The sequence below is a fragment of the Burkholderia sp. Bp9143 genome, from assembly GCF_003853645.1.
Lineage (GTDB): Bacteria > Pseudomonadota > Gammaproteobacteria > Burkholderiales > Burkholderiaceae > Burkholderia.
This window is the reverse complement of the sequence record NZ_QTPO01000008.1, coordinates 188676-201711: the sequence shown is the minus strand read 5'-3', so window position 1 is coordinate 201711 and position 13036 is coordinate 188676. Positions and strand designations below refer to the sequence as shown.

Genomic DNA, 13036 nt, shown 5'->3' with positions numbered 1-13036 from the left:
CGCCATCGCGCTCCCCGCGGTCGACCTCGTCGCGTTTGACCCAATCCAGCAGCGTCTGCGGCGTACAGCCGATCATCGGCGCAATCGATTCGACCGCTGCCCACATCGACGGGTGTTCGCTACGCTGTTCGCGTACCAGACGCACTGCGCGCTCCCGCACTTCCGGGGAAAATTTGCTTGCCTTCTTGTTCATGACTCGATTCTCTCAAGAATACGAGCCTCCACAAAATCCGGTGCGGTTCAGTGCTCGACTACTGGCAGGAGACACCCCCGTTGCGGCGTGCAGACTGGCCATATCACAACGCGGGGAGTGAGCTGAAGGGTATAGATCCCACAGTCACCGAGCTCGTGGAGTGGCAGCGCGTTGCTCAACGTAATCGTCAAGATTATCCGGGCTGGCTCGTGGCACCTGCCAGCAATCGCGAACGGCTGTACAACGCATCGTCGGTTGGGCGAGTATCGATTGCCATTAAGAAGAGTTCGCCATTGATGCCTCAATGGTTCAGGTTGGTGCTTCTAAGGGAAATTGCCTGGATTCACGAGACGACGTTATCTCGTCTATCTAACCCGATCGTTGAGCTCATCGTCGAAGACTTCGCTCACACAGTACGGCGCACCGCTACGCCAACCGCTGCTTTGCCCGATGCAGTCACAACTGCCCAGCCCTCTCTGGAGGAACTCGAGCACACCAGAGTTCGCCTGGCACTAGAGATGCTCCGTCACGCACGCGAAGGCAGCGATTCAACGAGGTTCGCGAATTGGCTTCTTGAACTGAAGCGACTGTCGGCCGTGCCGTTGTCGGCGGAACTGCGCTGTTCAATGCTCCATGAACAGATTCTGTTTCACCTTGAGCAGAGAGACAAGCGGTCGGCGATCAACTTGCTCGGCGACCTCGAATTGGTGGTCAAGCAAGACGTCGACCCATACTGGCCAATTCGGCTCGGCGCACTTTTCGGAGAGGTTGGCGTCGTTCGACGCGCTTATGGAATTGTAGAGGACGGCCTGCTAGCTATCAGGCAGGCGATTCAGTTCGAAGGAGAAACTGCTCACCTATTATCACGCGAACAGTGGGCGGAGTGGCTTCTTGGGGCACTTAGATATGCTGTCGAGGTTGCTGATGAACCCCCGTTCGGTTCTACCTCTCGTCATAAGCGTAGCGGTAGCTGGTCTCCGGAGCCGGGCCTCAAGGCGCGTATCTCCGAAGAGGAGGAGAAGTCTGCGAAGACCTCTAAACGCGAAGTGATACGCGACCAAAATGCGCGCGATAACGTCGAGCATCCCAATTTCCTCACGGACGAGGTGCGATACGAGATAGATATCGCAGAGGAAGCTCTCAACCTCAGTGCCATCGAGCTCGACTCGACAAGCATACCGACTGGAAAGTATGCGCAAGTGGTTCGTAAAGAAGGGACGAGCGCGGCTATCGCATACATTCGGCTAGTGGAACGTGCATCGCTGCCGCCGTCGGTCGGCATGGTGTCGTTCACGGCTCAGAGTCTGTTGGCCTGCTACAGGATCCTCGCGCGGGACAATGCGACGGCGAACTTGCGAGTTTTTTCGCGGGCCAGTAGCAGGGAAGATAGTAGCTCGGGAAGCGCACTGGATCTTCCCACGATTGCGTCCCTGGATGCAGACGTGGCGCGCCAATTGTTTCAGCAAGCAATCGGAATTGTCCGGTCCATCACAGTCAACACGCGCTGGGACGATGGGGACGCGTCCACCGTGAAGTTCTTGCTGGATATCGCATCCCGAGTTGCGTTTCGCCTCGAGCCGTCCGATGCCGTGGCGCTTTGCGAGGCTGCCGTGCAGCTATACAGCGTACCGGCGATTCGGGACGACTACTCTTTCCACGATGTCTTCGCGAAGTTCTTCGAACGCGCTGTTCGTCTGTTACCCGACACGGAAATCAATCGTCTAGGACCCCAGCTCTTGTCGCTGTCGCCGAAGGGGATTCGCTATCTCGAAAGGCGAACATGGCCGGATGTCGTGCATTCCATCGGCACGCCAACGAAGTTGAAGCCAAGTGACCAGTGGGAAGCCGCCGCCGCGCGAGCGTTAGACGAGATGGAGGAACTTGCCTCCGCCGAGCAACGGCATGAGCTTGCAGACTGCGTAAAGCGTCTTGACTGGTTTTATCGCACGGGCCTAATGACGTCGGCGCAGAAGAAAAGATTTTCGCTCTTGATATGGCGGAATGTTGGTCCCAACGACATTCCGAAATTCGAGAATTTCTACGCGGCAGCATTTGTCAAATGGCCGTTGCCTTCGAAGACGTCGACCGTCAAGGAGAAGTTCGTTCAGTGGGTGTCGAATGAGAACATCAGTCCGATTGAGAGAATGGCTGATTTCATGGGGGAGCAAAGACTGGCGATCGGTTCCCCCGACGAAGGGTTTCTGATTGGACTCTTGCTGTCCGTCAGTAAGGGCGTAGATCTGAAATGGACCGAGCCGGAGTTGATCAAAGAGATCAATAAACTGCGCGATTGGTCACAAGCCGAAGGTCGGCGGCTCGTTCTGCGCGCCACGACGGAATCGAATTGGGACAGCGCGCGAGATCTGGTTGGCGCACGACTGCGCCTCATAGCAAATGTTGTTCATCGAGTTTTTTCGGAAAGGCTCTCTATCGAAGCTGTCAGGAAAAATAAACTTGATGAATGGTTTAAGGAGCTGTGGGACGCCGGTGTTGCGGTGGGTTCTCCGCTTTCTCCACTTTTGTTCGCATGCCTGCGCTGGTGGCCCACGCGAACGGCGGCTGTACTCGACATTACGACCAGTACGATTGAGTTGAACCCGAACAGATATGTGGTGGTTTCGGCGTTGAATGCTGCATCGGTGTGGGTGAAGGAAAGTGTGCGGCCAACACTAGACACCCGGCGCTATATTGCCTACCTGGTTGACGGGATTTGCAGCGGTCCGGAGCCTTTGATCGAGCACAAACTCGATGCTATTTTTGATATGTTGGAATACGTCGATTCGATGCACTTCCAGGAGCACCGAAGCTCTCTCACGGCATCCCTCTACGCATTGCTCAATGGACTGCAGTACAGGACGCGAAATGAAACGGCCAAGTTCAATTTGCATGCTATCCCGTTGTTGAGGGTTGCGGCGGTGAGAGTGCTTGTCGCCATGGGGCGCCACATTGAAGGCTGCGCTTCGGAACCTTCCTGGGTGGCGGCAATGGAATTGGCGCGAAATGACCCACTTCTCATTGTTAGACAGCTTACACTTTGACAGGCCCAGAAGCAGTCTCCCTGTTTCGGTGGTGCACGGTTTGCGTCGGCCGCTGTACAGGGGTGTGCGCTGTCTTTCCTGCATGCAGCGAGGCTTATTTCGGAGCGCCGCAACACGCGTACAATCGTGAGCCTATAAATATCGCGCGTTTGTGCGCTTCGCCACCCCAGACCAAGGTGCGTGTTCCATGGAAAAGGTTGTCTCCTCCGCCCGTTTAAAAAACGATCCTGTCGGTCGCTTGCTGATCGATGACCTTCAGGCTCATGCAGCCGAACTGCAGCTCGAACGCGCAATTCTTTATTACGATTTTCCGCTGTTTCGGGACTACGAGGAGGAGCTGTTTCAGCCCGCGGTGTTCATTTTGCACCCCGAGAAAGGCGCGATCGTCGTCTCCATGCCCGACACCGCATTCGACGTCGACAAGAGCGACGCGATGCTGGATGAGTTCCACAGCCTGCTGTACTCGAAACTGCTGGCAAGCAAACGCCTACGCAGTGGTCGGAACGCGCTGAAGCTCAACATCACGACGATCCTCTATCTGCCGCAGGGCGTCGATGTTGGTGGACGAGAGAGCGAAAATGTCATCGTTTCGTCATTTGAAGGCGTTCGGAGCGCGATCGCCGAGGCGCAACGTGATGCGCTTACGGAAACCGAATTTCTGGAAGCCCGTAGCGTCATCGAAGGTGTCAAAGCGCTCTCAAAAAGCGGGAGTCGAGAGGCTGCGGTCGACGAGTCAAAGCCCAAGGCAATGGTTCTGCGTGCCCTAGAGGACGAGATCGCGAATTTTGATGCGAATCAGCGGCGCGCGGCACTGACCGTGGCGCTCGGTCCGCAGCGGATTCGCGGACTTGCTGGATCGGGCAAGACAATCATTCTTGCCTGGAAGGCCGCGCACATTCTGCTTACGAACCCCGAAAAGAAGATACTTTTCACGTTCTACACGCGGAGCTTGTACGAGACGATCCGAAAACAGATCACCCGCTTCTATCGTCATTTTCGGGATTCGGACCCGAACTGGGACAATCTGCATGTCCTGCATGGATGGGGCGGCACACGCGAACCAGGTGTCTACTACAACACCTGTGTCGAGCATATGATCCCGCCGCGCACGTATAGCCGTACCGCTCCGGTCACGTTCGACGGGATATGTGCCGAGCTTAACCAGAAAGCGCGCGTTGAGCCCAAATACGACGTTGTGCTAGTCGACGAGGCTCAAGACCTGCCCGAGAGCTTCTTCCGATTGCTGTACAGCCTTACCAAGGGAGTGCGCGACGAAAAGACGATCATCTGGGCGTATGACGAGCTTCAATCGATCTTCAGCCCGCAGATGCGAACGCCGCGTGAGCTCTTCGGGGTCGACGCGAACGGCGAGGCGTATGTTGACCTCGATCGTTCTGCCGCGCGTCTTGGACTGGGCGAGTACGTGAGCAACGATCTAGTTCTATATAAGTGCTATCGTAATCCGCGGGAAGTGCTTGTGTGCAGTCACGCAGTTGGTTTGGGAATATATGGCCAGCACATTGTGCAGATGCTGCAGGATCGTGGACATTGGGAGGACGTCGGCTATGTGGTCGAGCAAGGAGATTTTACGACCGGCTCGCCGACTGTCATTACCCGGCCCGCCGAGAACAGTCCGCTCTCCATTCCAGCTTTGGAGCCTCGCGAAGAACTGATCAAGCTCTATCGAGCGGATAGCTTCCCGGAGGAACTCGATATGATAGTGGTCGAGGTCATGCGACTGCTTGAGCAAGGGCTGAAACCGGACGATATCCTGATCATCTGCCTGGACGATCGGAATGCGAAGAACTATCACGAGGGGCTGACGCAGCGATTCGCGGAGCGCAGTATCGGCACGCACGACGTCCTGAACAACCCATTTTCGGCATCGACGTTCCGTTTTGAAGGGCGCATCACCCTGAGTACTGTGCATCGGGCGAAGGGCAACGAAGCGCCGGCAGTTTTCGTCGCGGGAATCGATGCAGTGGCATCCGGCCTATCCGGTCGTACCGCTCGCAACCGGCTGTTTACCGCATTTACTCGTACCAAGTGCTGGCTGCGCATCAGCGGCTTGGCGAAATATGCCGGCACACTCTTCGATGAAATCGAGACTGCCCTTGCCAAAGCCCCGAAGCTTGAATTCCAATGGCCGAATCTGGCCAACGTGGAGACGCTTCAGCGGGACCTGAGTCAGAGGCAAGCGAAGGCGCGGCGAGCACGCGAGGAGTACTTGCGCACGATGTCCGACCTGGGATTCTCGGACGATGACGCACAGGCGTGGACGGACGGGGTGAGCAAAAGTGAATGAAAAGGCATTCACGCTCTCGCTGCGAGATGCGCATGACTTCTTCTCGCAGCTCGGACTGGCGCAGCCGTTGGCTGGCCCTACGTCCTTGCCGGTCCGCAAAGAGTTCAACCGGGTCGCGCTCGACACGGAGCGTCCGTACACCGACGTGTTTTTCACGGGTCTCAAGCTCGGTCAATACAACTTCGCGCTGAAGGACTTCTCGTATTTCCAGTTTTCGTACACCAGCGCAGAGGATGTCCGTTACGCATTCTACCCATCGCCATTCACGACTAACGCGCTCGACCTGATCGCTCAGCTGCAGCAGCGGCTTGGTACGGACGAAGCCGCAGACGTTGAGATGATGATGACTTTCGCAGAGTCCCAGCCGGTGAACTATCGGCGACCGGTCGTTCGGTATGAGTACAACGTCGAGCAGTATGACGCAGGCGTGCATCCGGTCTCGCACTTTCATATCGGTACTTATGGGGACGACCGATGGGTGCTGCAGCCGCGCCTGACGCCGCTTGCGTTCTCACTGGTTATTGCCAAGCTGTACTTCCGACCTCACTGGGAGGCCGTTACCGAAGGCGAGGGCGAAACGCGGACGAACGAATTTGATCGGTTGCTCGAAAAGGAGCGAGGGGCGTGTGAGCCGACGCCCGAGGACAAGTTTGCGCACGAAACCAAGGCTTTCTATATGGCGTAGTTTTCGCCGCCGACTATACCCATGCCCAGTGAACCAGAAAAATCCGATCACGGCGGCTTGATCACTGGCGCATCCCGCGAGGCGTATGCATACAGTTGCCGGCAGCTGATCAACGAGAATTTCTATACTGCGGCGGAGGTTGCACCGTGGAGCCAACCGGAGCTCTTTTCGTTCACGCTCTCCGTCTCCGCTGCCAGGTTGTCCAGGTATCCGTGTGACTACGGTAGGCTAGTCAGCGTGCGACTTGGCTAGCCCTGATCGCTTTCTGGTTGTTGGTTGTCTTTCCCGGCTTCTGGGGCTTATAGCTGCAAGCAGGGAAGTTAGAGCATGAACGGAACTCTCCGTAGCGCCCAGGACGCATGACCAGAACCCCTCGTTTGCACGAGGGGCATTCTTCCTCTTGAACGATCTCGCCGTCGGTGTCAGTGATCGACGCCGCGCCGTCCTGCTCGAGTTGGGTCCGGAAGGTTGCCGAGCGGTCCTTGAGCTGGTCGACGATCTCGGTGAGCTTGCGGATGCCGCCGGCAGTGTCTGTGGCCCAATCTGGGATGTCAGGCTTTTCCTTCGTGGCCTTGCCGATGATGCGAAGGCCCAGGGCGTGAAAGGTTGAGGCTTCCACCGCGACGTCGTTCATGCCCAGCCGCTCGAAGGATTTGGCGGCACGGTCCGCCAGTTCGACGGCGGCCTGCTTGTTGAAGGCCAGCATGACGATCCGCTTGGGCGCGACGAAGCCCCGGTCGATCGCGTAGGCGGCTTTTGCCACCATGGTGGACGTCTTACCAGAGCCGGCTGAAGCAACGACCTGCACGCGGTTGTCGAAGCAGATCACCGCCCGCGCTTGCTCCTCGGACAGAGGCTTACGTTCCACCCGGTCGAACAGCTCCTTGCACGCCCTCAGCTCCCGCTCTGTATGGGCCGCGTTGAGGGAGGCCCAGAAGGGCCGATGGTTGGTTTCCCATTGGACGAGGGAGCGCTCCATATCGGCAGCGTCCTTTCCCAGCCTGGCGTGCACGTTCGCCCTCTTCATGCGCGCACGAATGGCCTTCACGTCGATGGACGGTCGGGCCGCTTCAATGGCCGCCTGCGCCTCGTGCGTGAGCCATCGCCGACCGGCTTCCGCAGCCTGCTCTTGCTGGGTCTTGTGTTCCAGCCAGTCGAGCACGGTTTGATGAACGTTACGCAGGAACGCCACGTCCTCGCGGATTTGCTTCTCGACCAGCGCGGCTTCCACGGCACTGGTCAAATCGGTCCCTCGGGCGTTGGGCAGCCCGTCCACCTTCACGATCCGCGAGGGGCCAGGGTGGAGCGTGATGTCGGTCCAGAAGACTCCCCGATTCACACGGTACGAGCCGGTGTTGTCGACGTTGACGTCGTGCGTTTTTCCATCCACCGTCACCGACAGTTTCAAGCCTTCAAGGATGAGGCGCCAGTTCGGCGATCGTGTCAGTTTTCGGCCCCACGCGGAGGGAGCCCATTCTTTTTTCATTGTCTACCCTGCAATATCCCCGGAAACCGGTCTCGTCCGTGGACCAGAGAGCCGGTCGCGCCATGATCGCCTGACGCTGCTTTGCGGTCAGGCGATCATGCCACGTTAAAGCATTTGCGTCTCCGGTGCGACGGCATAGGAGGCTTCGGATCTGTCAGATCTCAGCGGGAACCGTACAGTTTCTCTTCGATGGCCGCGTCGAGCCAGGCGACGAAGCGCTCCACGGTGTTGATCGTGGCTTCGAGGGAGGCCTGGCTCACGTGCACCGTGGGCGGTGCCAACCAGGTCTGCGTGTCCGGGTCCAGGCGATCGAGCAGCTCGACCTCGCGGGCGTCCAGGAACACCGACCGCGCGGCGCCCGGTTTCCGGTCGGCGTGCTTGGGCCGGTTGGTGGTGACCTCCAGGTCGTGCTGGATGCTGTTCCGCGTCAGTACGATGTCTTCCAGGGCGGCGATGGGCACAGGGCCGTCGGCGAAGGGGATCTTGAACGCTTCGGTGAAGATCAGGTCGTAGCCCCGCACCCAGCCCTTCTTGAACACACGTTTGCGGTTCTCGGCGCTCAACTCCTCGCAGTGGAGCCTGACGCGCGTTTGCAGGTAGCCTCACCTCACCCGATCGTCGTTGCCTTGAACCGTTCCTCGACATGGGCGGCGGATTTGTGCTGAACTTCTCGGACCGAACGATGGGTGAATTTTTCCAGGAGCAGGTTGGCCTCAACATCGACGACGATAAGTACCAGTTCAAAGGCACGTCGAAGGCCAAGCGGATGCGCGCATTCTGGGAGCTGGAATCCGACCACATAGTGGCTCAGGCGCTCGACGCGCTGATCGAATGGGGTGAGGAGTTCCGATGCTTGCCGGACGACCCGCAGCAGCGCGCTGCCGTCGAAGCGATCATTGCCCGCCTGAAACTCAGCAGTCTGGTCCCCGAGATGGACGCCTTTACGGCATGCGTCAACGCCCTGGACTTTACCGCAGCGGCGAAGCACATTCGGGCCGCGATCGGGGCGAACGAGCGTGCTACAGCTCTGGACCGCGTGCACGTCTTCATGATGAAGTTTTTGCGCACGCTTTGCGAGCGATGCGGCATCGCTGTCACGCGCGAGAAGCCGTTGCACAGCCTGATGGGCGAGTACATCATCCTCGAGCGCATGAGCGCCGCAGCACGCGAGATCATCGCCGCGCCGGCGCTGCTGCGCGAGTTGCGTGCGCGCGGCTAGATCTGCCTCAATCTCCGCTGATCACGATCCGCAAACCGGCACTTTAGCTGTGCAGCTAAAGTGCCGGTTTTCGCTAAGGAAAGCCTTATTCCTGGATCAGGGGTTGCGGTTCCTCGCATCTTTCGTCCACGCCGGTGCCATCATCAATGGTGACCAAGAGATTGATCTTGTAGTGCACCGCCAAATTTATCTTGGCGGGGCAAGGCTTTTACATTGATTTTCGACGTCAGTTTACATTGACTTACGATATGCCCCTGATTGCAAGTCCATGATATTGCATACGAAATTCATCATAGAACTTTTGGCCACGACAGCATCTCCTGGCCAACTTTGGGTTCGTCGCGGAATTCCGCAGACGTTTGTGCGCGGCCCCGGGGAACGTGATGCTAAGCGATTGCGGGCCTTCTTCGACTCAACTCGTGAGTTGATTACAGACCCGATTCGACTCGCGATCTGAGATGGAATCGTGGGCGACCTCGGTGGGTTCATGACGGCGTTTCAATGGGAGCGGGAGATGGTTGCGCAGCTTGTCGGCTGATCAATCGGTTATCCGAACCCTAGGGCTGACGTATTCGCGTCAAGGGGCAGACCAGGGAAAGGGGGACGATTTTATCGGATGGGGTCGGCTCGATCCGCTCGCCTATCTGAAGGACGTCCTCACACGCTTGCCGACCCACAAGGCCAGCGACATCGACGCGCTGCCGCCGCATCGCTGGCAGCCTCTCTCGACCGCCGCCTAAACTCGCTCGTCAAGACGCGTTGGCTGGCCGTACCGTCAAGGGGCCGCGGTTCGAACAGGAAATCACGGGCAGCGCAGGCTCAATATTTCCCGTGGAAGTTTTATGGTTCAAGGAAGCGATACACGGAAGCTATTTGGGGAATCGTTCGCCGGATGGAACTGGTTCTATTGCAGATATCGAGGCGCGCAGCGGAAGTTAAGTGGGGAATCCCTCGGAAGTTTTATGGTTACCTCAACAACCTGGCCGTTCGGCCAGGGTCAGCGCGCCGGCGCGGCGATGTGGGCGGCCGGCGATCCGGTGATCCGGGCGGCAGGCTCGGCGGGGGCGACGTGTGGGACGAGATTCGCGTAGCGCGCGTCGGTCAGCGTGCCGAGGAACGCGACGATGTCGTCGATTTCCGCATCGGTCAGCGCGGGCGGCGTGCCCGGCCGGCGGTTCATCGGCGTCGAATTGACGTTGATGTTGCCGCGATACGCGGCCGGCACGTCGTCGAACGTCCTGGCACCGTGATACCAATGGCCCGGGTCGGTCGAGCGCGTGTTGTAGAACGCGACCGCGTCGCGCAGCGTCGTGAACACGCCGTTGTGCATGAACGTCTGCTTGACCGCGACATTGCGCAGCCCCGGCGTGCGCACGTAGCCGCACCATTGCGTCGGCTCGGGCCAGCGCAGCCGCATTGCCGTGTCGCACAGGCCGTTGTCGAAATGGCGCGGATCGCGGTTCGCGGGCAGCGCGCGGTTGCGCGGCACCGCGATCGCGTCGTAGCCGAAATCGGTGAAGAGCGAGCGCTCCGGCCGGCTCGATGTCTCCGACAGCGTATGGCAGCTCATGCAGTTGCCCTTGTCGGGATTGCGGAACAGCGCCAGGCCGCGCATCTCGGCCGGCGCGAGCGGCTCGCGCGTGCGCAGGAACGCGTCGAAGCGCGACGTGAATGGCGCCATGTCGTCGCTCTGCAGATAGGCTTCGACGGCCGTGCCCAGCGCGCGCACCAGCTGCTCGGGATCGCGCCGCACCGATGCGCCGAAGCGCGCGGCGAGATCGTTCGCCAGTCCGGTGTCGTCGGCCTTGCGCAGCAGCGCGGCCGGCGACCGGTTGTTCATCTCGTTCGGGTCGAACAACGGCCCGCGGATCTGTTCGGCGAGCGTGTCCGCGCGGCCGTCGCTGAAGAGTCCGCCGAACGGCGACGGGGCGGGCGCGTCGTCATCCTGGTAGAGGTGGCGGCGCGGCACGTAGCGCACGTAGAGTAGCGACGGCGCGTTGCGCTGGCTGAAGCGCCCGGGGCGGCTGCCTTCCGGCACGCCCGGCCCCGCGAGCGAAGCGGCCGACAGCGTCGGCGCGAACGCGCGCCCCGGATCGTGGCAGCCCGCGCACGACATGCCGCGCGGCTCGGACAGCCGCGGATCGAAGAAGATGCGGCGGCCCAGCGAGACGAGCGTCGGGTCGGGCGCGAAACGGGCGGTCGCCGCGTCGACCTTGCCGGTCACCTGCGGCGTGCCGTTGCCGATCGTACTGACGACGCGCGCCGGCGGCGCGCCGGGTAGCAGGATCGTTTCGGACGGTGCGGCATGGGCCGCGAGCGCGGCGCTGGCGAGCGCGGCCGCGGCAAGCATGCGCACCGTCCGGCCGCCGCCGGCGACCGGAACCGAAGCGGAAACCGGACGCCCGGCAGCCGCCGCCGACGAAACCGTCGGCCTCCGCGATCCGGCCATCGATTGCCGCCGGCCGGTCGAATCCGTCAAATCGTCATCCAATCGAACTTCGTCACTCACGGCGTGATGAACCCCGTCTTGTCGCATGCGAGCGTGTTGCCCGACTGGTCGCACGACGCGAGCAGCTTGCCTGCCGCCGAATACGCATGGAACACCCAGCCCGTCGCCGGCGCCGCGCGTCGCTCCATGATCAGGAAGCCGAAGCTGTTGTGGTGCGACAGCCGTTCGATCACGGCGCCCGGCGCGGGCGTCAGGCCGGCCGGGAACGGATCGGGCAGCGCGACGTCGAGGTTGTCGCCGCCGTTGCCGGACACGATCGTCGCCGGATGTCCGGACGAGAAGTTGATTGCCTGGAAGTCGTGCACGTGCCCGTGCAGCGCGACGTGGATGCCGGGCGGGTAGTACGCCTGCGCGTTCAGGCTCGCCATCACCGACTGCAGTGCGAGGTTGCCCGGCGCGGGCGTGCTGCCGGCGATCGGCGCGAATGCGAGGATCGGATGGTGGTTCGTGAAGATCGTCGTCGACATGCCGGCCTTCGAAGCGAGCAATGCGACCGTCTGGAACTGCTTCTGATAGATGCGGAATTGCGCGTCGGTCGTCTTCAGCGGATTGCGGCCGACCTTCGCGGTGTCGAACACGATCACCTGCGTGCCGCCGCCGAGCGACACCGCATAGGGATCCGAGTAGTTCGCGTCGTTGTCGTTGGCAGGATCGTCGCACGAACGGGCGGCCGAATACGGGCGCGGATCGAGGAAGCGGTACCAGCCCTGGCCGGCCCGCGCGCATTCCTCGTGGTTGCCGCGCACGACGACCCACGGCGCCTTCGCGAACAACGGCGCCGCCGGGCGGAACAGGTCGGCCTGCCACGTATCCCAGCCGTAGCCCCACGGGCTGTCCTTGCAGCCGGCGATGTCGGACGGGCACGCGTTCTCGCGGTAGTGAAAGTCGCCGACGTGCAGCACGAGGTCCGGCGACAGCTTCGCGACGCTCGCCGCGATCGTGTCGAACGGCCAGACCATCGCGTCGCTGCACGCCTGCCATGCGTTGTCGGCCTTCTTCATCCGGCAGCCGGTGTCGGCGATGATCGCGATGCGCTGCGGCTGCGCTTTCGGCAGCGGCAGCGCGCGGCCCGCGACGCTCGCCGTCTGCGCATCGGCCGGCAGCGTCGCTTCTCAGACCGACACCGGGAAGCTCGACGGTTTCGAGTCGGCCGGGGCGCTGGCGGTCGTCCGTTGCGCGACGGTCGCGGCGCCGGCACGCAGCGTCATGCGCGACAGCTTGCCGTCGACGGACAGTTGCGGACACAGCGGATCGCTCGCGGATGCGGGGCTGTAGTTCGTGATCACGCGCGCGATCGCCTGGTTCGCATCGCCGATCTCGACCCACGCGGCCTGGACGTTGATCGCGGCACTGGCCGGATCGGCGGGCGTGTCGATGTGATTCGAACACGCGGACAGCACCGCGAGGGCAACAAACGGAGCGCAGCGCACGAGCAGCGCGCGAGAGAGGAGTCGTCGCATGGGAGGCACCGTAGGAAAGCCGTCAACGATACGCAGCACGAATGTAAGAAATGTGAAGGGCGGGCACGACGGGCGCACGGCGTGCGCGTCGTGCCGCGATCGCGGCCTTGACTTCAAGCCGGCTTGAAGCAGCATAGTCCG

Annotated in this window: 7 protein-coding genes and 3 pseudogenes; 5 read left to right on the top strand and 5 right to left on the bottom strand. The window is 60.8% G+C overall.

The window, feature by feature from the left end; all coding sequences use genetic code 11:
• Positions 1 to 193 (bottom strand): annotated as a pseudogene (locus DIE23_RS08500) (IS3 family transposase); the annotation flags it as partial.
• Positions 194 to 243: 50 nt separating this feature from the next.
• Between DIE23_RS08500 and DIE23_RS08495 the strand changes: the two are divergent.
• The 3 genes from DIE23_RS08495 (at position 244) to DIE23_RS08485 (ending at position 6221) form a co-directional block, all read left to right on the top strand.
• On the top strand, positions 244 to 3231 hold the full coding sequence (locus DIE23_RS08495; RefSeq protein ID WP_124611708.1) for a hypothetical protein: 2988 nt from the start codon (positions 244 to 246) through the stop codon (positions 3229 to 3231).
• Positions 3232 to 3418: 187 nt separating this feature from the next.
• Positions 3419 to 5536 (top strand): DEAD/DEAH box helicase, encoded by a 2118-nt coding sequence (locus tag DIE23_RS08490; protein ID WP_124611707.1) that lies wholly within the window; start codon positions 3419 to 3421, stop codon positions 5534 to 5536.
• Positions 5529 to 6221, top strand: a complete 693-nt coding sequence (locus DIE23_RS08485; RefSeq protein ID WP_124611706.1) for a DUF2290 domain-containing protein — start codon at positions 5529 to 5531, stop codon at positions 6219 to 6221. The genes DIE23_RS08490 and DIE23_RS08485 overlap by 8 nt, the downstream gene beginning before the upstream one ends.
• A 232-nt stretch (positions 6222 to 6453) precedes the next feature.
• Here the strand turns inward: DIE23_RS08485 and DIE23_RS08480 are convergent, their stop codons facing one another.
• Together DIE23_RS08480 and DIE23_RS08475 are read right to left on the bottom strand one after the other, a co-directional pair.
• Positions 6454 to 7707: a UvrD-helicase domain-containing protein gene (locus DIE23_RS08480; protein ID WP_260435997.1), complete on the bottom strand. Its 1254-nt coding sequence runs from the start codon at positions 7705 to 7707 to the stop codon at positions 6454 to 6456.
• Between the two features lie 161 nt (positions 7708 to 7868).
• Positions 7869 to 8270: a hypothetical protein gene (locus DIE23_RS08475; RefSeq protein ID WP_124611705.1), complete on the bottom strand. Its 402-nt coding sequence runs from the start codon at positions 8268 to 8270 to the stop codon at positions 7869 to 7871.
• Between the two features lie 119 nt (positions 8271 to 8389).
• Between DIE23_RS08475 and DIE23_RS08470 the strand changes: the two genes are divergently transcribed.
• A complete protein-coding gene (locus DIE23_RS08470; RefSeq protein ID WP_260435998.1) occupies positions 8390 to 8926 on the top strand; it encodes a hypothetical protein in 537 nt (178 codons plus the stop codon).
• A 626-nt stretch (positions 8927 to 9552) separates the two neighbouring features.
• A pseudogene (locus DIE23_RS08465) lies at positions 9553 to 9666 on the top strand (transposase domain-containing protein); the annotation flags it as partial.
• Positions 9667 to 9923: 257 nt separating this feature from the next.
• Here DIE23_RS08465 and DIE23_RS08460 read toward each other — a convergent pair.
• Together DIE23_RS08460 and DIE23_RS08455 are read right to left on the bottom strand one after the other, a co-directional pair.
• Positions 9924 to 11276: a cytochrome-c peroxidase gene (locus DIE23_RS08460; protein WP_124611704.1), complete on the bottom strand. Its 1353-nt coding sequence runs from the start codon at positions 11274 to 11276 to the stop codon at positions 9924 to 9926.
• Between the two features lie 155 nt (positions 11277 to 11431).
• Positions 11432 to 12895: pseudogene (locus DIE23_RS08455) on the bottom strand (metallophosphoesterase family protein).
• Positions 12896 to 13036: the final 141 nt, after the last annotated feature.